Source organism: Advenella sp. FME57, assembly GCF_014897675.1.
Taxonomy (GTDB): domain Bacteria; phylum Pseudomonadota; class Gammaproteobacteria; order Burkholderiales; family Burkholderiaceae_B; genus Advenella.
Map to the genome: position 1 here is coordinate 1 of NZ_JABUXU010000016.1, position 21584 is coordinate 21584.

At 55.5% G+C, this 21584-nt stretch carries 21 protein-coding genes; 9 read left to right on the plus strand and 12 right to left on the minus strand.

Annotation, left to right across the window (positions count from 1 at the left end):
- Positions 1-724: hypothetical protein (locus tag INT32_RS16805; protein ID WP_193089874.1), on the minus strand; the 724-nt coding region annotated here is incomplete at its 3' end.
- A gap of 17 nt (positions 725-741) precedes the next feature.
- Here INT32_RS16805 and rpoN point away from each other — a divergent pair.
- Together rpoN and INT32_RS16815 are read left to right on the plus strand one after the other, a co-directional pair.
- A complete protein-coding gene (gene rpoN, locus INT32_RS16810) occupies positions 742-2136 on the plus strand; it encodes an RNA polymerase factor sigma-54 (RefSeq protein ID WP_193089875.1) in 1395 nt (464 codons plus the stop codon).
- A gap of 276 nt (positions 2137-2412) precedes the next feature.
- On the plus strand, positions 2413-2679 hold the full coding sequence (locus tag INT32_RS16815; protein ID WP_014749194.1) for a bacterioferritin-associated ferredoxin: 267 nt from the start codon (positions 2413-2415) through the stop codon (positions 2677-2679).
- A gap of 374 nt (positions 2680-3053) precedes the next feature.
- On the opposite strand, the gene INT32_RS16820 is transcribed toward INT32_RS16815, so the two are convergent.
- Positions 3054-3950 (minus strand): LysR family transcriptional regulator, encoded by an 897-nt coding sequence (locus tag INT32_RS16820; protein ID WP_193089876.1) that lies wholly within the window; start codon positions 3948-3950, stop codon positions 3054-3056.
- A 149-nt stretch (positions 3951-4099) separates the two neighbouring features.
- Between INT32_RS16820 and INT32_RS16825 the strand changes: the two genes are divergently transcribed.
- On the plus strand, positions 4100-5071 hold the full coding sequence (locus tag INT32_RS16825; protein ID WP_193089877.1) for a tripartite tricarboxylate transporter substrate binding protein: 972 nt from the start codon (positions 4100-4102) through the stop codon (positions 5069-5071).
- A gap of 2 nt (positions 5072-5073) precedes the next feature.
- On the plus strand, positions 5074-6534 hold the full coding sequence (locus INT32_RS16830) for a sulfatase-like hydrolase/transferase (protein ID WP_226817205.1): 1461 nt from the start codon (positions 5074-5076) through the stop codon (positions 6532-6534).
- A 25-nt stretch (positions 6535-6559) separates the two neighbouring features.
- Here INT32_RS16830 and INT32_RS16835 read toward each other — a convergent pair whose 3' ends face one another.
- The gene (locus INT32_RS16835) at positions 6560-6781 is read right to left on the minus strand and encodes a hypothetical protein (protein ID WP_193089878.1); all 222 of its coding nucleotides are present in this window, start codon (positions 6779-6781) and stop codon (positions 6560-6562) included.
- A gap of 146 nt (positions 6782-6927) precedes the next feature.
- On the opposite strand from INT32_RS16835, the gene bfr reads away from it, so the two are divergent.
- Positions 6928-7404, plus strand: a complete 477-nt coding sequence (gene bfr, locus INT32_RS16840; RefSeq protein WP_128393768.1) for a bacterioferritin — start codon at positions 6928-6930, stop codon at positions 7402-7404.
- An 88-nt stretch (positions 7405-7492) separates the two neighbouring features.
- On the opposite strand, the gene INT32_RS16845 is transcribed toward bfr, so the two are convergent.
- Complete coding sequence (locus INT32_RS16845) at positions 7493-9001, minus strand: MFS transporter (protein WP_226817207.1); 1509 nt, start codon at positions 8999-9001, stop codon at positions 7493-7495.
- Positions 9002-9118: 117 nt separating this feature from the next.
- Here INT32_RS16845 and INT32_RS16850 point away from each other — a divergent pair, with 117 nt between their 5' ends.
- Positions 9119-9754: a metalloregulator ArsR/SmtB family transcription factor gene (locus INT32_RS16850; RefSeq protein WP_226817209.1), complete on the plus strand. Its 636-nt coding sequence runs from the start codon at positions 9119-9121 to the stop codon at positions 9752-9754.
- Positions 9755-9895: 141 nt separating this feature from the next.
- Here the strand turns inward: INT32_RS16850 and INT32_RS16855 are convergent, their stop codons facing one another.
- The 6 genes from INT32_RS16855 to INT32_RS16880 all read right to left on the minus strand — a co-directional run bounded on the left by INT32_RS16855 (position 9896) and on the right by INT32_RS16880 (position 16011).
- Positions 9896-10342: a nuclear transport factor 2 family protein gene (locus tag INT32_RS16855; protein WP_226817211.1), complete on the minus strand. Its 447-nt coding sequence runs from the start codon at positions 10340-10342 to the stop codon at positions 9896-9898.
- A gap of 483 nt (positions 10343-10825) precedes the next feature.
- The gene (locus INT32_RS16860; RefSeq protein ID WP_193089880.1) at positions 10826-11392 is read right to left on the minus strand and encodes a hypothetical protein; all 567 of its coding nucleotides are present in this window, start codon (positions 11390-11392) and stop codon (positions 10826-10828) included.
- A gap of 30 nt (positions 11393-11422) precedes the next feature.
- A complete protein-coding gene (locus INT32_RS16865; protein ID WP_193089881.1) occupies positions 11423-13039 on the minus strand; it encodes a peptide chain release factor 3 in 1617 nt (538 codons plus the stop codon).
- Positions 13040-13515: 476 nt separating this feature from the next.
- Positions 13516-14673: a Na+/H+ antiporter NhaA gene (gene nhaA / locus INT32_RS16870; protein WP_193089882.1), complete on the minus strand. Its 1158-nt coding sequence runs from the start codon at positions 14671-14673 to the stop codon at positions 13516-13518.
- A gap of 220 nt (positions 14674-14893) precedes the next feature.
- Positions 14894-15640, minus strand: a complete 747-nt coding sequence (locus INT32_RS16875; protein WP_193089883.1) for an RES family NAD+ phosphorylase — start codon at positions 15638-15640, stop codon at positions 14894-14896.
- Positions 15640-16011: an XRE family transcriptional regulator gene (locus INT32_RS16880; protein ID WP_193089884.1), complete on the minus strand. Its 372-nt coding sequence runs from the start codon at positions 16009-16011 to the stop codon at positions 15640-15642. The genes INT32_RS16875 and INT32_RS16880 overlap by 1 nt, the downstream gene beginning before the upstream one ends.
- 445 nt (positions 16012-16456) lie before the next feature.
- On the opposite strand from INT32_RS16880, the gene INT32_RS16885 reads away from it, so the two are divergent.
- The 3 genes from INT32_RS16885 to INT32_RS16895 are packed head-to-tail and all read left to right on the plus strand — an operon-like array spanning position 16457 to position 18559.
- Positions 16457-17104 (plus strand): LemA family protein, encoded by a 648-nt coding sequence (locus INT32_RS16885; protein ID WP_193089885.1) that lies wholly within the window; start codon positions 16457-16459, stop codon positions 17102-17104.
- Positions 17105-17145: 41 nt separating this feature from the next.
- A complete protein-coding gene (locus tag INT32_RS16890; protein WP_226817213.1) occupies positions 17146-18072 on the plus strand; it encodes a YgcG family protein in 927 nt (308 codons plus the stop codon).
- Positions 18062-18559 carry a TPM domain-containing protein gene (locus INT32_RS16895; protein WP_193089886.1) on the plus strand — a complete coding sequence of 166 codons (498 nt, stop codon included), beginning with the start codon at positions 18062-18064 and terminating at the stop codon, positions 18557-18559. Before INT32_RS16890 ends, INT32_RS16895 begins: the two co-directional genes overlap by 11 nt.
- Positions 18560-18794: 235 nt before the next feature.
- Here INT32_RS16895 and INT32_RS16900 read toward each other — a convergent pair whose 3' ends face one another.
- Together INT32_RS16900 and INT32_RS16905 are read right to left on the minus strand one after the other, a co-directional pair.
- Positions 18795-20189, minus strand: a complete 1395-nt coding sequence (locus INT32_RS16900) for a DUF3482 domain-containing protein (protein WP_193089887.1) — start codon at positions 20187-20189, stop codon at positions 18795-18797.
- Positions 20186-21571, minus strand: coding sequence for a DUF2868 domain-containing protein (locus tag INT32_RS16905; RefSeq protein ID WP_193089888.1), 1386 nt, complete (start codon positions 21569-21571; stop codon positions 20186-20188). The genes INT32_RS16900 and INT32_RS16905 overlap by 4 nt, the downstream gene beginning before the upstream one ends.
- Positions 21572-21584 lie beyond the last annotated feature (13 nt).

Below are 21584 nucleotides of genomic sequence, written 5' to 3' on the forward strand. Positions count from 1 at the left end.
CAACCGTTGTGGCATTGGACGCTGAACCCAGCGTGCCCGCAGTCGCCGCGCCGGCAGCCGGCGCTGTTGGGCGGGTATCGGTAGCGACGGGTTTGGCCGCTTCGGGTTCTGGCCGCAGGGTCGGCACCTGGCCAGGCTCCTCCTGCTCCTCTGTTTGTGCTAGTGTGGCGGCAATGCGATTGTCTGCCGCCACCATCGGGCCCGGGCCCAGCAGCCTTTCCTGTTCCCGGATCTGAGCCAGTTTGCTCACCCGGTTGTTATCCAGTTCATCCTTGGTGGTTTTCAGGTTACCGATATTGATGGGTTCGCTGCGGTCACGCCAGACCCAGCCGAGCACGTCCCGGCCTTCCGGAGAGAGGCTGCCAATCAATTGGGCTGCCGTATCTGCGGGCACGGTCTTGTATGCAGCGCGCTCAACGCTTCCGCTATACCAGGCACTCAGGAAGAAGTAGACGATCAGGGTGCCTAGCAGCACTACTGCCCACCACAGGTAGGTATTGATACTCTGTAAAAAAGAGACCAGTTGTACGTTAAACTTGTTCAGAAAAACGTAGTCTTGGGCGGCACCGAACTCAAGGATACTTGCGGCAACCCACAGCCAAATCACGATTGTGACAATAATCACGACGGCACGCATTATAATCCTTGGGGTAGCCAGTTTAAGCAGCGTTTTGCTTACCAATCTGGCATCATTTTGCTGAACCGCGGCATTACTGTATTTCATAGGTATTCCAAATCGATATGCGTCATGCGTTAGAACTTCGAACTGGCCAGCAGTTGGTGCTGACCCCGCAACTGCAACAATCCTTGCGCTTGTTGCAGTGTTCTGCGCTGGATCTCCAGACAGAACTGGCACAGGTGTTGCAGGACAACCCCATGCTTGAACTTGTCGATAATAACCAAATATCCGAAGATAGTACAAATACAAGCGAAAATGATGCCGAGCTTTTACAACAGGACTGGACCTCGCAGCCGGGTCAGAAATCGCGAGATGACGAGTATTTTCAACCCGAAACAGCGGTAGGGCTGTCGCTTTCCGAGCATCTGCGGGAGCAGTTGCGGCTTACCCACGCATCGGAGCGGGATGTCAGTCTGGCCGACTACCTGATCGAGGAACTGGACGATAACGGGTATCTGATGTCCAGCCTGCAGGAAATAGCAACGTTGTTTTCGGAAGAGGCCGATGTCAGCGAAGACGACCTGGCGGTTGCCTTGCGCCTGCTGCAGTCGTGTGATCCGCCCGGGGTGGGCGCGCGTACGCTTTCTGAATGCCTGCTGCTGCAATTGGATGTTTCTTCTCTGGCCAACCCGCCAGAGCCCGAGGTACTGGCTTGCGCCCGCCTTATTTGCGAGCACGGGCTGGAGGCGCTTGGACGTGCCGATATGGCGCAACTGCGTTCCGTTACCGGCGCCGATATTGACCGGATTCGACAGGCTCATGCCCTGATCCGGCAACTGGATCCGCGGCCTGGCAAGCAATTTAGCACGCCCACGGCCGATTATGCCGTGCCCGATGTTCTGGTGCGCAAGATAAAAGGGGAGTGGGTCCTGACCATCAATCAGGCGGTCATGCCATCGCTACGTATCAGCGAAGGATACGAAAGCATGATTCGTCGTCTGGGCAAAGAGGCTGGCTCGGCAATGAGCGAGCAACTGGCCGCGGCCAAGGGTTTTATGCGCCAGGTCAGTCAGCGCTTTACGACGATTCTGGACGTCTCGCGTGCCATTATGGACAAGCAGCGCGACTTTCTGGAGTACGGCATGGCGCGCCTGCAGCCTTTGACCCTGCGCGATGTGGCCGATGCAGTGGGGATGCATGAATCAACCATCTCCCGGGCCACGACGCAGAAGTTTATCGCGACGCCGCATGGGGTATTTGAGCTGAAACGGTTTTTTGGCTCCGGCGTGGCGACAGACAGTGGCGAAAATGCATCGGCAACAGCGGTGCAGATCCGCATTCGCAATTACATTCAGGCCGAGCCAGAGGGCAAGCCGCTATCGGACAGTCGCCTGACCGACCTGCTGGCTCAGGAGGGCATTACCATCGCGCGCCGCACGGTGGCCAAATACCGCGAAGTCCTGGGCATTCCATCGGCATCGCTGCGCAAGGCGCGGGCCAGTCTTAATCAGGAATAGGGACACGCAAGGAGACGCGGCCTCCTGCTGCGGCCGTAGAAGACGGTGATCAGGTTTGGCTGGCAACCTCTGCGTGCCCTGCCGGCGCACCGCCTTGGCGCCCTGGTTGCACGCACCCATAGACCCGTGCACTGGCGGTGGCAGCGCCGTACGTGCCATGCCCCATAAATCTCAAAAAATTGCGGTAACACCCTGAAAGAACGGAATTGTTGGACATTTTCATCAAACCCGGCAAGGCGCTTGCAACTTTTTTTGCCTTGGATGATAATAACTCTCATGTATATTTGCATTTGTAATGCCGTCACCGAAGACGCCGTTGTCAGCGCTATTTCCCAGGGCGCCAGCACGCTGAGTGACCTGCAACGAGAACTGGGCGTCGCCACCAATTGCGGGTGCTGCGCACAAATGGCCTGTAGCTATCTGGAGCGCGCAGCCTGTACCGGTGCGCCTGTTGCTCATGATGGCGCCAATGACCATTGCGGCAAAGACAAATGTGACGCGCTGGCAACAGAATCTGTGGTGCTCTGGCGTTCGGCCGCCTGATCGGCTGGCGTTGCAAAGCACAAGTCACCATGCCACAAGGTTCACGCCTTCAAAAATCATTGCTACCAATAATGCTCAAAATCATAAGCCGCAAATAATAATTCGCCAATGATAAGCGGCAAATAATTAGTCCTAAATCACCATTTGCGGACCGGCGCCTGGTTTCTCTGCCTCAGCGCATTTTCAACCTCACGCTTGCAGTGCCACGTTCCCAACATTCAACTGCGTTATCACTTTCGCAATATCACCCGGATCGATCCTGATTTGTGCGCCGCGGTTGGCAGACAATTTGGCCATCCCATAGAACTGAACGAGGATATTATAGCTACAGCGCAAAAGTTGCACATTCAATCTCGGGGGTGGATTCCTTGGGTTTAACTCAACCCCGCCATCAGCTCACAAAGAAGAGTGCGTGCTGCCTCAGTCGTTCGAGTCACAGGGTAGGCAGTGCTCCATACTATATTGATGCTACGGCTGACTTCCGGAGAGCAAAGCCGGATATAAGTGATTCCATTTACTACGGCGGGGGCGCCACCCAGGTAGGGCCGTATCGAATAAACCTTATTCTGACGCATGAGCATATTGATCAAATGGGTCGAATTTGTGCTTAGAACCGGACTAACCTCGGAGCCAATACTGGTCGCTGCATGATCAATCATTTGGCGCATCCGGTTTGGACGCATGGTCAAAGCCAATGGCATCGACAACGCCCGCTTGAGTTCAATCTTTTTGGGAAAATTCGACATCGCCTCTGTTGCGCCGCACAAACAAAGTACCTGGCGACCACATTCAATCGTGTGCAAACTTGTGTCGTTTTGACCTTCCGGCAATAAGCCTATCTGAGCCATACCGTTGGTGATCCACTGATGAATTGCGTGACTATCACCTTCGAGCATCGTGAGCCTGATCAATGGATACTGGTCCGTGATTGCGGTAAAGAGCACAGGCCCCAATTGTTCAACCAATGCGTTCGGGACAGCAATCACCAACTCACCTGAGGGATCCGCCCCTACCCGGGCCATAGCCGCTTCGGCTTCTGCAACGTTCTGGAAAATTCGGCGCGCGAATTCAATGAGTTCGGTACCCGCTTCCGTGAGTATGACGCCGCCGGCTGTACGCTCAAACAGTGCCACTCCCATCGCCTCTTCAAGTAGCTTAATTTGCCGTCCCACTGCTGTTTGCGCACGCAGCAATCTTATAGCGGCACGATTGATGCTGCCCTCTTCTGTGACGACCAAGAAAGCATGCAGGTGATCGAGATTGAGCGCCAAGTCCAAGACTCCTTTGGGTGTGCAACTTTTTTGAGAAGGGGGCTGCGCCGATTGTACTACCACCCCTTGGTAATACTTCTTTAGACTGACATCGATTCTTACGCAAAACATCATACCTAGAACGAAAAGGGAGACATTCGGAAATGTTAATGAATCGGCGTCACTTACTTAAAACAGCCCTAGGGGGGGCGGCTTTCTGTGCCATACCCAAAATCGTCATTGCCAAAGGCTATCCAGACAGAGCGATAAAATTTGTCGTCCCGGTGAGCCCTGGCGCCGGCACTGATAGCGTTGCCAGGATAATGGCAGATTACCTATCCCGGACAATGAAAACCACCTGGGTAGTCGAAAATCAGGGAGGCGCAAGCGGTCAAATTGCGACCCAGGCAACGGCCCGTGCATCCCCAGATGGCTACAACCTGATCCTTGGTTATGTCAGCACCCACGGTACGCTGCCGGCCTATCGCAAAGTTCCTTACGACCCAATCAACGATTTTACGCATATTGCTATGATGGGAGGCGCCCCCAATGTGTTAGTCACCAATACGTCGGGGCCAGAGACTTTTGAGGAATTTCTGGAATTAACCAAAAAGAACCCTGGAAAATTCAGTTATGCATCCGGAGGCGTGGGGAGTATTACCCATCTGGTGTTCGAAGGTTTAAAACTGAGTACCGATATCGATGTGCTGCATGTCCCCTACCGGGGCCTGGGACCGGGCTTCAATGACATGGTGGCTGGTCAAATACAATTCTGTATGCCAGGGCTGGCAGGAGCGACTCCATACATCAAATCTGGCAGGATGCGTGCACTTGCCGTAAGCGGAGCGCAGCGCGCACCCCTATTGCCAGATGTCAGAACATTAAAAGAGATCGGCATTCCAGAACTGGAAACCGTTCAATGGCTTGGCATCATGGGCCCCAAAGATATGCCCCCAGACATCACTCACACACTGTGGTCGGCAGTGGATCGCGTGCTGGCTGAGCCAGAAGTCAAAAAAAGGCTAGCCGGCGAAGGAATCGAGATAATGCCGATGACCCAAGAAGCTTTTTCCAAATACGTTTCGGATGATTTGGCTCACTGGCAGAAAATCGTGAACAGTCAAGGCCTGAGGGAGGCATAAAGATGAATTCAATAACAACAAAACAATCTGGGCGACGTATAGCAATCGTTGTGATGTCAGATGAACATTCTGGCGTTGCTCTGTCCTCTGCCGGGCACCCTTGGATCAAAACACCATATATGGACTCATTTGGGGGCGCAAACACAAGATTTGCCTCAGCCTACACCAACTCCCCCATCTGTATCCCAGCTCGAGCCGCATTCACCACGGGTCTCTATGCGCATGAAAGCCGAAACTGGGACAACGCGCTTCCATATTATGGAACGCCAAAGGGCTGGACACATAAACTACGTGACGCAGGCATAGACGTAACCTCAATAGGAAAACTCCATTATCGCAGTGAGCAGGAAGATACAGGCTTTACACGACAGATATTGCCAATGCATGTGGTAAATGGCGTTGGCGATTTATTGGGTTCGGTGCGAGACCCTCTCCCCGTGCGTCACAAATCGCGCGCCATGGCCGATGAAGTGGGAATTGGAGAAAGCAGCTATACCCGATATGACAGAGATATCGCCAAAGCATCAATAGAATGGATCAAAGGTCATGCCGAGAAGGATCGATGGGTGCTCTTTTCTTCATTCGTTGCCCCGCACTTTCCGCTGATTGCTCCCGAACAATTTGCTTCCCAGTACCGATTGGAAGATATTCCCCTGCCAAAGCTATCCAAGGAACAAGATCGCAACGACCACCCCTGGATTGATAGCTTTCGCAAGTGCTTTACGCACGATAACTATTTCGATGACCAGAAACGGCGGCACGCACTGCTCAGCTATGGGGCACTCTGCAGCTTTATGGATGATCATTTCCGGCAAATTTGCGAGACAATCGACGAATGTGGACTGGCTGATGAAGCGCTCGTCATTTACACATCAGATCATGGCGACAATATGGGAACCCGAGGTTTGTGGGGTAAATCCACCATGTATGAAGAGGCTTCTCGAATTCCTCTGCTCATGCGTGCACCAGGACATACCACAAGTCGTGTTGTAGGCACTCACGTTTCACTCGTGGACGTTGCGCCAACACTATTGGAGTGGATGGGAGTCCCAGTTCCTGAGTCTCTACCTGGTAAATCACTCCTAAAGATTGCCGCCCAGCCAGATGATCCTCAACGGGTCGTCTTTTCTGAATATCATGCGGCAGGAGCAGAATCTGCGGCATATATGGTGAGACAAGGAAAATGGAAACTAATTTACTATGTAGGCAGGGAGCCACAGCTATTTGATATGGACAACGATCCTGAAGAATTAAACGATCTTGCCTCAGGAGAAAGCTATAGCGCAGTTGTTGAGCAACTGAAAACCGTATTGCGCACCATTGTCGATCCGGAACAACAGGATGCCATCGCAAAGGATGATCAGATAAAGCTGCTGGATGAGCACGGAGGCCGACAAGCTGTTATTGACCGAGGTGGGTTTGGTGCAACGCCGGCGCCGGGCGCACAACCTGAGTTTCGCTGAGGAAACAATAAAGCCAGTTGCGTGATTAAAGTAGAAAATTCGCCCCTATCGCACGAAGAATAGATAATTGTGCAATCAAGTTCGTATAGTCAAAACGCGGTGGATGCCGCAATAGCACAACGGCGTTCCCACGTTTGTCTATGTTCGCAAGCTCGCCTTTGCCCGCCGCCTTAAAAAGGGAAATGCGGGCAGAAAGGATGGCAGGAAATGAAGCCTGGTTGCTGAACAAAAACACTTTCATTTCCATTCTCATTTACCACCTGCAGGGCTTTTGTGGTAAACCGGAGCAAAGCTTGCGTCTTCCCTTATAATTTCTCTTAACTGCACCACCGGGCTGCCTTCGCAGCCAATCAGCCGCTACTGACGGTGCCTCTCACAGCAAAGGAAACTATCATGAAAGGCGACAAGGACGTTCTCAAATTTCTGAATAAGCAACTGACCAACGAGTTGACTTCAATCAACCAGTATTTTCTACATGCCCGCATGGTCAAGAACTGGGGGTTGAATCGCTACAACAAAAGCGAATATCATATTTCCATCGAAAAAATGAAGAATGCCGATGCCATCATCGAACGCATCTTCCTGCTCGAAGGCCTGCCCAATCTGCAAGACCTGCACAAGCTGCACATCGGCGAAAACGTACCGGAAATTCTCAAATGCGATCTGAAGATCGAGATTGACAATCACCGGACATTGACCGAAGCGATTGCACACTGTGAAAGCGTGCGTGACTATGTCACGCGCGACCTGTTCCAGGAAAACCTGGAAGACGTTGAAGAACAGATCGACTGGCTTGAAACCAATATTGAACTGATTGGTAAAATTGGTCTGGAGAACTATCTGCAAAGCCAGATGGGAGACAATGACTGATTGCAGAACAAGGGGCCGAACAGGCCCCTTGTTCATTGTGTGTCAGATTCAATAGGGCAGATATGATCATGTTCAACAACACACCGCGTTACCGTGCAGTCGGTTGATCATCATTTCTGGCACCTTGCCCGTAAAGGGCAGGATCGTTTCCCCATGATGCTGTCTTTGCTGATAGTGGCACCTGCTTTTGCTGCCCGAGCACGATGGCCACGCGCACGGCACTGCCAATTGCGATGAGTGGCGCAATGGCCAGTATGGCGAATACCCAGAATGCGGCACTGGAAGTGCCTTCGATACCGCCCGGATGATTGATCCCGCCCAGGTTGGCAAGCATTCCTGCCAGTGCTGACCCTAGCGCCGTGGCGAGCAATTGCACCGTGGTAATAGAAGTGGCTGCGGTATCCTGGTCATCATCGGGCGCAAGCTGCAGTACTCGCGTCAGCAAATGCGGCCAGCCCAGGCCGATACCGAAGCCGATCAGCGTCAATCCCAGGCAGATAAAGGCAAGCACGAGCCAGCCGCCCTGGGCGTGGATTGGCGTGCTCAAGGCCAATACCACCATGCCGGCCAGTACCAACACCGGGCCACTCACTATAGCGCGACGTATACCGCTATGTTTGTAGTTCGAACTCCATATTTCCGATATAGTCCAGCCCGCTGCCATCAGCGCGGCCAGATAGCCGGACATCAGCGGTGTTTGTGCATGCAGTGTCTGCAAAAAATACGGCACGAAAGTTTCGCTGGTCATGCCGATAACCAGCAGGCCGATGGTAAGGTACAGAGCCAGCAACGGTGAATTGCGCCGTAGCGCGTTTCTGGGAAGCAGGCGCACCTGGCTGATGGATTCTTTGTAAACCAATAGCAGCATGAGCACGATCGCCAGCAGTACACCGGCGATATTCCATAGCGGGTCGGAAGACGCGCTGCCGACACTGACTGCCAGGACCGCAGCAATCAGTAGCAGCAACTGCGCGATCGGTATCTTGCTGGTTGTTGGCGTTGTTGCACGGCTGCGTGTGGGAAGCACCCACCATACCAGCATGATATAGAGCAGAGTCACGGGAATCAGTATGCCGAATGCGGCCCGCCAGGCATCCATTTGGGCAAACATGCCGCCAATGGCTGGACCCAGCAATGTTGCCACGCCCCACATGGCGGAAATCAATGCCATTGCTTTGGGCCAGAGGTATTCCTCGAAAACGGCATAGATCATGGCGTAGCTCAGGGCAAACAGAAAACCGCCTCCCAGTCCTTGCAACGTGCGGCCGATCAACATGACCGGCATGCTTGGGGCCAGTGCGCAGGTCAGACTGCCTGCGATGAATAATATCGTGGCTATCGCGTATGCGCCGCGTGAACCCGAATGTGATAGCAGCGTGGGTGTGAGCGCCGAGCCAAGAATCGAGGCGACCACAAACAGCGTTGTATTCCAGGCATACAGTTCAAGACCACCGATTTCCCTGACGACCGAAGGCAGCACCGTGGTGGCCACAAAGACGTTGATGGCGTGAAGTGCCACACCGCCAGACAGCGCCAGGGAGTGAGCCATATTCGGGCCGGAGAGCAGATTGCCCCAGCTTGCTTCTTGTTCTGCCATACAAACTCCAGATAAACGGACGCAGCCATTGCCAGCGATGACACGATGCGCTACAGTAATAAAAAAAGTAAACTCTTTGTATATTAGAAAGGCATCAATATTTTGTCAAGCAATCACTTGGAAAATTCAGGAAAAGCGCCATCGACCACCGGGCAACGGTTGTTGCATTTGCTCAAGACAAGAGGGCCGCAGCAGGCAGCCGACGCCGGTGAGGTTCTGGGCATGACGGCTGAAGCTGCGCGCCAGCAACTGGCCAAACTCGCTTCTACAGGCATGGTTGAAACCTTCTCGCAGGTGCGCGGCGTTGGCCGGCCAAGCCAGTTCTGGCAGCTCACCCAGGCGGGAAACAAGCATTTTCCCGATACCCATTCGGAGTTGACGGTACAGTTACTGGATACGGTGCGCCAGGCATTCGGAGAACAGGCAATTGACCGTCTCATCGATATGCGTGAGCAGACAAGCCGCCAGTTGTACCAGCGTGAGCTAAGCGGGTTACCCGAATTGAAAGATCGTGTCGCCAGACTGGCACAGTTGCGCACGCGCGAAGGTTATATGGCCGAGTTTGAGGAGCTTGAAGACGGCACGTTTCTGCTGATAGAGAACCACTGTCCGATTTGTGCGGCGGCAACAGCATGCCAGGGGTTTTGCCGGGCCGAACTCATGGTATTTGAGCAGGTGCTGCAAGCGCGGGTTGAGCGTGTTGAACACATCCTGGCTAAGGCCCGACGCTGCGCATATACGATCAGGCCATAGATCTGTATGGCCTGCTGTCGGCGTTGCATAGCACTTGTCATAAAGCCCTTATCACAAAGCACTTAGCATGCCTGATGCCTGACCATCTGTGTGCGCTGAGTATGGATAACCCTTGCTGCCCGGTTCGCAGCAGCGTAATGCTTAGCGGCTGAATGCAGAGGAAGATTCGTGTCCCAACGCTCGGCCTATTTCGGTCGTGTCAAAGTAATAGGGCCTGCCTTCAAGCAACAGCCCGTTTTCAAATCTCAGTATTTCTACGAAGGGTTGTTGGATTGTGATTCCGGTGGCCCTGGCAGTCAGGAACAGATTGCATGAGACATATAAATGCGCCTCGGTACCGGCGCATTGCAAGTCCTGTACGCGCATATCACTAAAGCACCTGTCCATCTGGCACAATAATGTGGCAATACCGTGCAGCCCGTTCCAGTCGCCGCAATAGGGAAGGGACGACGGTTCATGCACGACAACATCGGGATGGAACGCGGTAGCCAGGATTGCGGTGTCTTTGTGCCCGGACTTCATGTAAGTCATTTCCGCCAAAAACATGCGTTCAAGCATCAACATTGCAGATGTATCTGTGGTCGACATAGCGTTCATACCTTTTGATGGCGATTGGGAGTATTGCGAGTGTGTCGCATAACGCATCCGGGCACTATCTGTAACTTGCTTTTGATTTTTAATACTTAGCGGTTTCGTTTAACCCTGTTGTGATTTCATTGAACCCCGTAGCGTCTGACACAGATAAGGTCGCTTGCAATATCGGGCGCGCCTCGCTAAGCGTGCAGTAAAGCAGATCAACAATTTCCGTACGTTATGTATGTCTGTCCATTCCCAGGTCTGCTTCCTGGGCCGCTCCTGCTCGGCCAACTGGATGCCGGATCTCGAATAATTGCGCCATTTATTTCAAATGCAATAAAAGCAGTCTGATGTGCAGCAGGTTGGAAAGTCACGCCAGGCTGACTATACACAGCAAAAAAAACCACCTTCAAATGCCGTTGTTTTATCAGGCTGTTGAAGGTGTTGTGTGATCCACAAAAAAGCGTTGTCTTTGTGGTCAGGGTCGGGAGGCGATCATCGTGACGGGCAGTCGGACACATTGCCCCATGCGTTGTTCGCGCCGCAATACTGATTGCGTACCCGCGACAGGCAGGCCGGACGATCAAAAAAGCCCATGGCGCGACATTCACTCATTGCCTGATGAAACGCCGGTTCCCAGTTGCCTGCTGGTGCCGCGCGGCTGGCCCGTGACGAGCGCCGGATAGGGACCATGCCCTGGTCAATGTCGCTGGCATTGCCGCCGTCAATCGTATCGGTCGCTTCACCAATGGTTACTTCACTATTGGTCGTGGTGACGGCCTGTTCAATGGCCTGCTCACCTTGCTCTACATCCACGTGCCATTGAACCGGATCTGGCCGCTTGGGAACACCCTGGGCACCGCTCATCAACGGCTGCTGGGGTTGCAGTTGAATCGGACGGCCTTGTGCATCCACCATGGGATTAGGGTCGGACTCCATGACGTTAGGTACATTGGCAGAGACAGGTGCGTGTTCAATCAGCCAGTCTCCCGCCTGCAGGCCGCCCCATGTGGCTACGCCAGCCACAATGAGAAGGGACAAAAATAATAAACGCCAGGACATCTGCATACCTCGGTTGTAATTCGGCCAATTTTAGCCGTTTTCCCCAAATACTTTGCCGCCATGTTCACGCATGGCGTGAAAATTAATCTCCGGATTCAGCTCCTGCGCCACCCGCAACTGCGCGGGTGAAGAAATCAGGAACGCCAGTGCATCCACCACATCGTAGGCAATATGTGCTGCATTGCTGTCGATGAACTTCTTGAGCGCTTTCGGGTTCTCGCTGGTGACCCAGCGCGCCATGGTATAGCGCGAGGGGATCATGCGGGCGTCGGCGCCGTATTCCGTCTTGAGGCGATGCGCCACAACTTCGAATTGCAGTTGCCCGACCGCGCCCAGCAGCAAAGCGCCGCCTGCGGCCTGTGGACGGAACACCTGAATCGCCCCTTCCTCGCCTAGTTGGGTCAGGCCGGTGCGCAACTGCTTGGTGCGCAGGGGATCCTTGACTTCCACGCCCTGGAACAGTTCCGGGGCAAAGAACGGCAAACCGGTAAACTGCAAGGTTTCGCCTTCTGTCAGGACATCGCCCAGCTGCAGCACGCCATGGTTGGGGATACCAATCACGTCGCCGGCATAGGCTTCATCAAGCAGGTCGCGTCGCTGGGACAGGAAAGACACCACGTTATTGGGGCGGATTTCCTTGCCGGTACGACTCACTTTCAGGCGCATGCCACGCTCAAAGCGACCGGAACTGACACGGACAAACGCGACCCGGTCCCGATGCGCAGGGTCCATATTAGCCTGAACTTTGAATACAACCCCTGAAAATTTGGTTTCATCCGGTTGCACGACGCGCTGCAGAGCCTGCCGCGCACCCGGTTTGGGCGCCCATTCGACCAGTGTATCCAGTACTTCCTGCACGCCGAAGTTGTTGATGGCCGAGCCGAAAAACACCGGCGTCTGCTTGCCCGCCAGAAAAGCTTCGTGTTCGAAGGCTGGCGCGGCGTCCTGCAGCAGATCGATCTCTTCCTTGGCCTTGTCGAACGCGCTGCCGAAACGGCGGCTGATCTCAGGGTTATCCAGGCCGTCGATGATGTCTTCGTCATTGTTGCGGCGTTGCTGGCCGGCGCGGAAAACACGCATGCGATTGCGTCGTATGTCGAACACGCCACCAAATGACTTGCCCATGCCCACGGGCCAGGAAAACGGCACGGCGTCCATGGCCAGATGCGATTCGATTTCGGCCAGCAGATCCAGCGGTTCCTGGACTTCACGGTCCATCTTGTTGATGAACGTAATAATAGGCGTGTTGCGTGCGCGGCACACCTGCAACAGGCGAATAGTCTGCGGTTCGACACCGTTGGCGGCGTCAATCACCATGAGCGCGGCATCCACAGCGGTCAATACCCGATACGTATCTTCGGAGAAGTCCTGGTGGCCCGGTGTGTCCAGCAGATTGATCACGCAGTCTCGATATTCCATCTGCATGACAGAAGAAGCGACCGAGATTCCACGCTGCTTCTCGATCTCCATCCAGTCTGAAGAGGCATGCCGACTGGCCTTGCGCGCTTTGACGCTGCCGGCAATCTGAATCGCACCCGCGAACAGGAGCAGTTTTTCGGTCAGCGTTGTTTTACCGGCGTCGGGGTGAGAAATAATCGCAAAAGTCCGACGGCGGGCGACTTCCTGCGGAATGGAATGAGTAGACATCTAGGGCTATTTTCTGAATTTGAAGAAGGGAGCAAGGGCGAATGTGCCCGAAGAATGGGCCGATTGCCTGCAAACCCTACATGTTAAACGCAATTGGCGTATCTGGTCTCGGAAACGGGGCTGGATGCAAATGATTCATCGAGTATGCGTCGGCGACCGGTTGGCGGGCCGGTGGCCGACTGAACAAGGCGGCATCAGGTTCGGGCCGCCAGCACGCCCGGATCGCCGGCGCCGCCGGCAGGCCACACAATAGTCGCTGTTGACGATTATTGATCGTCATAGTAATGACAAGCCTTCGTGCCCTTTTTGAGACCGAGCTGATGGCGCTGATTCACGCCCAAAATATCTCGCCGGCGGCGCTGGTCAGAACAAGCCTGGAGCGCGCCGACGCGCTCACTCCTGCCCTGAACTGTTTCATTACCATTGGCGGCGCTAAGGCTCTGCGGCAGGTGCGGGAGATAGGGCGTTGTGACCTGCTATGGCTTTTCTTTCGCGCTGAAAAACAGAATCAAATACCCGAGGACGGCCGCAAGTACTGAACCGGCAAATACGCCGATCTTGGCCAGATCCTGCACCGCCGGGTCAGTAAACGCCAGGGCGCCGATGAACAGGCTCATGGTAAAGCCGATGCCGCACAGCATGGCCACGCCGTAGATCTGCGGCCAGTTGGCCCCTTCCGGTTTTTTTGCCAAACCGAATTTGACCGTTAGCCAGACCAGTCCGAAAATACCCAGTTGCTTGCCAAGAAACAGGCCCGCGGCGATGCCCAGCACGACCGGGTGTCCCAACTGGCTCCAGGAAAGTCCCCCAAACGAGACCCCGGCGTTGGCAAAGCCGAAAATCGGCACGATCAAAAATGCAACCCACGGCGACAGGCCATGTTCCCATTTAAGCAGCGGGCTGGAGTTCATATCCTGATTTTTGCCTGACATGGGCAGCGTCAGCGCCAGCGCGACACCGGCCAGCGTAGCGTGAATGCCGGACTTGAGCACGAACCACCACATGAACACGCCCAGGATGGCGTAAGGCAGGGTGCGTACGACGTTGTTGCGGTTCAGCAGTATCAGCGTGATAAGGGTGCCTGCAGCGAGTGCAAGGTACAGGCTTTGTATTTGCGCCGTGTAAAACAGGGCGATCACGACAATGGCGATCAGGTCATCAATAATTGCCAGCGCCGTCAGAAAGATCTTCAGCGAGGTGGGTACACGGGAACCAAGCAGCGCCAGCACGCCAAGTGCAAAGGCGATATCGGTTGCTGCCGGTACAGCCCACCCGCGGATTTGTTGCGGATCATGATAGTTGAAGGCAAGGTATATCAGGGCCGGAGCAACCACACCCGCAATAGCGGCAATGCAGGGAAGCAACCGCTTCTGGTTGCTGGACAGCTCTCCGGTCAGCAATTCCCGTTTGACTTCCAGGCCCACATAAAGAAAAAACACGGCCATCAGCCCGTCATTGATCCAGTGCAGAACCGATAGGCCTGCAATGTAGCTCGACAGAGTCGAGAAATAGGCATCGGCCATGACGGAGTTGGCGAGCCAGATTCCCAACACGGCAGTAACCATCAGGATGATGCCGGAGGCGGGTGCGCTATTGAAAAAATAGACAACTTTTTTTGGAATATATCGTTTCATTCTACTGAGCGGTTAATGAAGGGCTGTGGATTTGTTACGGGATTTAAAAGGCTAACATAAATTCAGCTTTGTGTAAGTTAACTGAGCCAAAATGAGTCCGGTTTTTTGGCTTGCGCGTGGACGATGGACTGGACATGGCTCGCCGGTTATGGACTCATCATATATGGGCTTACCGGTTTGAGGCAGGCAATCTGGTAACAAGGAGAGATCAAAGGGGATATCAGGCCGGCAGGGGCAGGACACCATTGACCAGAAAAAAGCTGATGCCATAGGTCATGACTTTGCCCGAGCGCAGTTGCGTGAACGATACCTGATCTGCGCTGACCGCACCAAACCACTGGCTGGTCTCTTGTGGTTTTTTTTGTTTGAATGCCACTGGGGAAAAGAGGGCAACACACAGGCCGTGTTCAGGATCGCGGGCCGAGCAGTATTCGAAGGCTTCAATGTTGGCCTGGCGCATGGCGCTGCCCATCTGCTGGGCAGCCTGGTAATTGACCGGATCAGTCAGCTCGGCCTGATACTGATCAAACGGTTGTTCCTGAAGCTGTATCCCTTTTTCTGTGCCGTAGCGTACCGAAAAAAGCGTATGTTCGCTGCGGATCCTGTCCTTGACCGGCATGCCATCCATTGAGTGCCAGAACACGAAACGATAGAATGCGCTTTCGGCAAGCACGGCACCGATATTCTTGCCCCCGTAGAACAGGCTGCGTTCGTGCACCCGGCCGAAGCGCGAACCCCATTTGAGCGGCGGGTAGCGGAACGGTGTTTTGAGCAGATAATGCAGGGGCTCGCAGTCTGGTTGCGAAACGGGCTTGGCCTGGTCCAGCATCTGTTCCAGCAGAGCCTGTTCGTCCAGCGTGTCTACATAGCCCAGCGTGGCAATCTGCTCCTGGCTTTCCACAAGCCGGTACAGCTTGCCGTCAATAGGCCGAATATGGTCGGGACCGTTGCAGGCTTGCCAGATCATTACACTTTGCCGCGGATGGCATCGACGAACTGCAACACCGTGGTCATTCCCTGGATGGTTTCAATCTGGGCTGCAGGGATGCCGCCGGTGATTTTGTTTGGCGTGCGCATGAAGTGGCGGATCCATTCCTGGTCGCCGCCCGTGAGGGCGAAAAGGGCGCGGGCAAGACGCAACAGCAGCAAGGCCAGTTCGCCCTGTTTGCTGTCAGGGTCCAGCGATGCGGTGGTTTTGAGGCGGCTGATTGCGGTGCGGTGCATGCCCAGCACCGCGGCCAACTCTGCCTGCTTCAGGCCGAGTTGTTCGGCAGCGCGCAGCACCGCTTTGGCCAGAACGGCTTCGGGCGCGGGTTTGGGTTGTTGCAATGCGGTCATGGCTAAGCCTCCGATGGGATGAGACGTTAGTTCAAGTATAGCTCATTTGTGCGTATTTCACAAAATATATATAAAAAGTGCCATTTGAACACAATATCCGAGGTTGATCGGAAGACACGCTTTCTGCTGCCGACAGCGATTGCTGCGGCAGTTTGCCAACTGCCACCTCACGCGCTACCGCCTGCCGGGTATCAACCACCAGCCATCAGTGACCCATTAACGGTTGCCTGTCATCGCTGCCCGCTGAGGGGGGCAGAAGCGATAATTGTCGCGCATCGCCACAAGGCCGCCTTTGTAGGCAGCACGTCACGCCAAACCCTCAATTTAATGAAATTAACACTCTGCAACGCGTCTGCAGGGCTCCAATTGCATCGGCCTGCAAAAAAAACGGCTATCATTAGGGCATTGTTTTTTCCGATTCACTACCTTATGGGTTGCTACCAACATGAAACGATTTTTCGGAATGATCTGCGCATTGATGATGGCCGTGTTTTTGTCCGGTTGCGGCTATAACCAGATCCAGACGCTGGATGAGCAGGTCAAGGCGGCCTGGTCCGAGACGCTTAACCAGTATCAACGTCGTGCAGATCTGGTTCCCAAGATCGTCGCCAGTGTAAATGCCTATATGGTCAACGAGCGCGAAGTGCTCACACAGGTCACCGAGGCGCGCTCCAAGGTGGGCACCGTACAGATTTCTGCCGATACGATTCCCTCGCCGGAACAGTTGCAACAGTTTCAGGCTGCCCAGAACCAGTTGGGTTCCGCGCTGTCACGGCTGATTGCCGTATCGGAAAACTATCCGCAACTGAAGGCCGACGCCCTGTTTCGTGACCTGAATGCGCAGCTGGAAGGGACAGAAAACCGGATCGCTACCGCACGTGGCCGCTACATTAAGGACGTCCAGGCATATAACACGCTGATTCGCCAGTTCCCGACATTAATCACCGCCAAAATAATGGGCTATCAGGTCAAGCCCAATTTCGGCACCGATAATCAGGACGAGATCATGCGCAATCCGGAGGTCAAGTTTGACACGGGCGCCCGCGCCCCTGCGGGTAATGCAGCACCGGCCCAACCTGCGCCCGCCCAGTAATGCTACTGTCTGTCGTTTTTCAATCCTGCCGATCGATTGTCATGTGTCGTTTTCAATCGCTGTTTCGCTTCCTGATTCTGCTGGTTGCAGTGGCCGCTTTCGCGCCGGCCATGGCGCAGCAGGAAGTACCGGTCCCGCAACTGACTGCCAGAGTGACCGATACCTCTGGTACGCTTGACCAGGGGCAGAAGGCGGCGCTTGAAGCCAAGCTGCAGGCGCTGGAAGAAAAGAAAGGCGCGCAGGTGTTTGTACTGATGGTCCCGACCGTGCAGCCCGATACCGTCGAGAGTTATTCGCGCCGTGTATTCGATCAATGGAAAGTGGGCCGCGCCAATGTGGATGACGGTATCCTGTTTCTGATCGCCAAAAATGACAGGCGCATGCGACTGGAAGTTGGCTACGGGCTGGAAGGGGCGGTGCCGGATGCCCTGGCCTCGCGCATTATCAATGATTATGTCGCACCGCATTTCAAGACCAATGATTACGCCGGCGGCGTCAATGCCGGCGTCACGGCCCTGGCGTCCCTGATCGAGAACGAAGCGCTACCTGCGCCCGAAAGAAAGCCGGTGGGCGATAGCGATGGGTTTGATGAAGGTTTGTTTGGTGCGTTAGGCCCCATGCTGATGTTCGGCTTTTTTCTGATCGCATTTTTTCCGCCCGTGATCAGCGCGGTAGCGGCCGGCGTCATGTTGTTTGTGATCACCGGCAATATTATATGGGCAGGGCTGGCCGCCATTGCAGCATTGGTCATCAGCGGTATTGCCCGAAAAATTGTCCCCCGTGGCGCAGTGCGAGGAGCACGGCGTAACGGCACTATTCTTGGCGGTGGTCTGGGGGGCCTGGGTGGCGGTTTTGGTGCCGGACGCGGTGGACGCGGCGGTGGTGGCTTCGGAGGCGGCGGCTTCGGCGGTGGTTTCGGTGGCGGTGGCGGCAGCAGCGGTGGCGGAGGAGCTTCAGGTGGCTGGTAATAAATGGGAATGGCTGGGACTGGACGGGCTCGATGGTTGGTGGCTGTCGCGACGTGTGTTTACGCAAGCTATGATGGAGCGGCTGACTGGCGAAATACGCAAGAGTGAAGCGCGCCATTCCGGGGAGCTGGTGCTGGCAATTGAACACGACACACCGGGGCACAGCCGGGAGACCGCCATCCGGGCGCTGGAAATATTCGGACGCCTGAAGGTATGGGATACGCCTATGCGCACCGGCCTGCTGCTATATATTTCACTGAATAAACACAAATTCGAGATTGTCGCCGATCGCGGTATTGGCGTGGATCCGCAGCAGTGGGATGAAATCTGCGCGATACTGCAGACGCGTTTTGCCGCCAGGCAATACGAACAGGGACTGCTGCAAGCGATCGGCGCTATCGAAGCGATATTGCAGACCTCATGTGCCGAGCAGCCGTCAGGCGACGATGGACGCAATCATCTGCCGGATGCGCCCGTCCTGTTGTAAGCAGACTAAGGTAGCGCGCGCCGTTTTCTAGGGCTGGCGCGCGCAAAACGGTCTGGCGGTTTAGGGTTAAACAGGCCAAAAAGCAAACAGACCCAACTGGCTAAAAATCCAAAAAACTAAAGCCTCGAAAACTAAAGATTAAAAATTAAAGACTGAGAAATAACGGACGCCTTCCTGGCGTCCTGCATCTGTTGTTGCTGTGCTCGTTTACTGCGATCGCACGATTGCAGGACCGCTATTGGGTGCCGATGCGAGCGAGTGTTCTGCCCAATTGCCCTACCGCGACGTTGCGTCGCGAACCCGGCGAAAAATGATCTCCCAGCCTTGACCATTCTGGATGGCTGCGCGCCTCTTGCAATTGTTCGGGCAGGGCCTGTTCCTTGAGTTCGTCCTGGACGGCTTGCATCGAGATCTGCACCGGCGCCATATCGGCATGGCCGCGTAGCTCTAGCGCACGTATCAACTGGTGTGCGCGAATGGCCAGCAGACGCAGAATGCTGTCTTCGACGGTAATTTCATGAAAGCCCTGCAGGCGTCCGTACAGCCGTTTGCCTAGCTTGTCGGTGCCCTGCCAGACGCTGCCCAGGACGCCGCCAATCAGCGCGGCGGTCCCCAGGCTCAAGCCTGCGGTAAATACATCTACCGCGGCGCCGGCCATGGCGCCGGCGGCGAAGCCTTTGCCAACGTGAATGCCCGTGTCCAGCAGAGCCTGCGGATTGAACAGATCCATATTCCATCGACCCCCTTCAAGCGGCAGGGGCTGGCCGGGATAATCTTCAGGACGGAAACGGTAGTGTGTCAGCAATGCCTTGATGCCGGCCTGCTCGCGTTGCCGCACTTTGTCCTGCATGAGCCGGGTGCTGTTTTTGACACTATCGTCGTCGGTTTGGCTGCTCAGGCGCAGCGCGGCAACGTCGATCAGCATATCGGCAACCAGCGCAAAGGCGGCATTGCGGCGCCGTTCGCGCTGTACGCCGACATCTTCGGACAGCGCCTGCAGTGTTGCCGCGTGCGTGTCGAGCACTAGCGCCAGCTTCTGATAAAGCTGCGCTTCGCCATCGAGCGCGGGCGCGACTGTGTCAAATTCGATAACGACATGCAAGCCCAGGCGTGCCAATGTTTCCTTCCAGTCCTGCTTGCGCGCGTGGGCATCGTTGATGAAATTGAGCACCGGAACCAGGGGCTTGCCGCAGCGAGCCAGAATGGCCAGTTCATCCTTGTGCTTGGCCAGGACCGGATCCCTGACGTCAATGACATAGAGCCCCGCATCACATCCGATGAGTTTGTTGAGCACACGGGCTTCCTGCTCGAACCGCCGTTTGCTCTCCGGCGAGTCAAGAAATCGCGCAATGCTTTCGGGGCCATCATGCCGGCTGCCGGTTTGGGTCTGCAACTGATCCAGATAATCCAGCAGCCCGATACCGTCTTCCAGACCAGGGGTGTCGTACAGTTCGACCGCCGCTACGCCATTGAGCAGCAGGCGCGCGCCTTCCACGTGGCGGGTGGTGCCGGGCGCATCTGAAACCTGCCCGAAGCCAGCATCGTGTGTGAGCGTGCGCAACAGCGAGGTCTTGCCGGTATTGGTATGGCCAACGACAGCCAGACGCAGTGCAGTGTTTGTGGTCGTCATGGCGCAGCGATCCAGTCTGGAAGCGAGGCGGGGTCCAGGTGGAGCGTATCGGGCAAAAAGCCGGCGTCTGCCAGTTGTGTCTGCCAGGTCTGTTGGCGCGATGCCTGGCCGTCGCGCTGCCACAGCAAAATATGGGTGGCGCGAGCCAGGCCGGCCAGTTCCGAAATCAGGCGCAGGGTGCCGCGATCGGGCGTCTGCGCCGCGTCCACGACCAGCAGCAGGCCGTTGACGGGCTGGGCATGGAGCCGATCAAGCAGGGCATGACGCTGTTCACGCGATTCGAGCACGCCGCCATCCTGCACGCCTGCGGCGACGGGAAACACGGGCCAGGTAGTGTCGGGGGGCAACTCAATGCCCACATAAACAGGTTCGGACGAATAAGCGCGCGTGACGGTGTTGCCCGGCGCCGATAGTGTGTCATCGCTGGCCGGGGCATCAATGCCCAGGTTTTCGCTGGTCGGCGCAAGCCGGGAAACCAGTGGGCTGTACGAAGGCAGATCAATATCCAGCCTGAGTGCCAGCAACGCCCGGCGCAATTGCCAAAGACATATTGCCAGACTGACGACGCGCAGCAGCAGGCCGTAGCACAGGACTACGCCCAGCAGCCAGGCCGACCAGATGGCATAGGTGCTTTCCGATAGCGTTGCGCCAGCCGTGCTCTGGCGCACCAGTTCGGCATCCGGTACGGGAAAGCCCAGCATGGCGGGCAGCCCGCCCAACGTGCGCGTCAGCGAGACAAAAACGTCGGGAGACAGAATGGTCGTCTCCCAGCCAAAGGTATAGCGCTGCGCTGCCAGCAGACCCAGCATGGTCAGCAGGGCGGCAAGAAAAAACAATACCCAGAATCCATGACTGACACAGGACAAAGCCCACTTGAGTGCGCTGTTTTGCGCCAGCAGCGAGACAAAAGACTGTGGCGCCAGCGCAGCTTCGGGGCCGCGCGCGATCTTGCGGCTGAGCCACAGCCAGAGCTGTCCCAGCCAGCTGAATGCCCGTGAGGACAAGAACAGGGAAAGAATCCAGAACAGGAATGTCAGGCCGTGTACGCCGAGCAGGGTCACAATGGCCAGCAGTACATTGATATGGCGATTGGCAGAACCCAGAACGCCAGCGGCAGCGCCTGTACCACCCAGCAGGGCCACTACGGCCAGGATAAGCAGGGCCAGTTTCGCACCTTGCGTCCACTGTTCAACAAGCGTGGTGGTGTTTTCGCGATCCGCGAGCAGGCGCGCACGGCGCACGATTTTTTCTTCGGGGCTGTCGTTGCCACTGCGCAACTGGCGAATGAGGGCGGCGTCATCAAGCGGTCCCCAGTGATCTTCGCGCAGGCGAACAGCCTCGGTCAGCCAGAAATCCTTGAATGAAAAATTACGACGAGCCATCGCGTGGATTGTC

Coding starts and splice junctions, on each gene's coding strand:
- rpoN (WP_193089875.1), top strand. CDS start 742: ATGCGTCATGCGTTAGAACTTCGAACTGGCCAGCAGTTGGTGCTGACC.
- bfr (WP_128393768.1), top strand. CDS start 6,928: ATGAAAGGCGACAAGGACGTTCTCAAATTTCTGAATAAGCAACTGACC.
- INT32_RS16855 (WP_226817211.1), bottom strand. CDS start 10,342: ATGTCGACCACAGATACATCTGCAATGTTGATGCTTGAACGCATGTTT.
- INT32_RS16830 (WP_226817205.1), top strand. CDS start 5,074: ATGAATTCAATAACAACAAAACAATCTGGGCGACGTATAGCAATCGTT.
- INT32_RS16890 (WP_226817213.1), top strand. CDS start 17,146: ATGTGTCGTTTTCAATCGCTGTTTCGCTTCCTGATTCTGCTGGTTGCA.
- INT32_RS16845 (WP_226817207.1), bottom strand. CDS start 9,001: ATGGCAGAACAAGAAGCAAGCTGGGGCAATCTGCTCTCCGGCCCGAAT.
- INT32_RS16815 (WP_014749194.1), top strand. CDS start 2,413: ATGTATATTTGCATTTGTAATGCCGTCACCGAAGACGCCGTTGTCAGC.
- INT32_RS16900 (WP_193089887.1), bottom strand. CDS start 20,189: ATGACGACCACAAACACTGCACTGCGTCTGGCTGTCGTTGGCCATACC.
- INT32_RS16875 (WP_193089883.1), bottom strand. CDS start 15,640: ATGATCTGGCAAGCCTGCAACGGTCCCGACCATATTCGGCCTATTGAC.
- INT32_RS16860 (WP_193089880.1), bottom strand. CDS start 11,392: ATGTCCTGGCGTTTATTATTTTTGTCCCTTCTCATTGTGGCTGGCGTA.
- INT32_RS16825 (WP_193089877.1), top strand. CDS start 4,100: ATGAATCGGCGTCACTTACTTAAAACAGCCCTAGGGGGGGCGGCTTTC.
- nhaA (WP_193089882.1), bottom strand. CDS start 14,673: ATGAAACGATATATTCCAAAAAAAGTTGTCTATTTTTTCAATAGCGCA.
- INT32_RS16885 (WP_193089885.1), top strand. CDS start 16,457: ATGAAACGATTTTTCGGAATGATCTGCGCATTGATGATGGCCGTGTTT.
- INT32_RS16835 (WP_193089878.1), bottom strand. CDS start 6,781: ATGGAAATGAAAGTGTTTTTGTTCAGCAACCAGGCTTCATTTCCTGCC.
- INT32_RS16865 (WP_193089881.1), bottom strand. CDS start 13,039: ATGTCTACTCATTCCATTCCGCAGGAAGTCGCCCGCCGTCGGACTTTT.
- INT32_RS16880 (WP_193089884.1), bottom strand. CDS start 16,011: ATGACCGCATTGCAACAACCCAAACCCGCGCCCGAAGCCGTTCTGGCC.
- INT32_RS16905 (WP_193089888.1), bottom strand. CDS start 21,571: ATGGCTCGTCGTAATTTTTCATTCAAGGATTTCTGGCTGACCGAGGCT.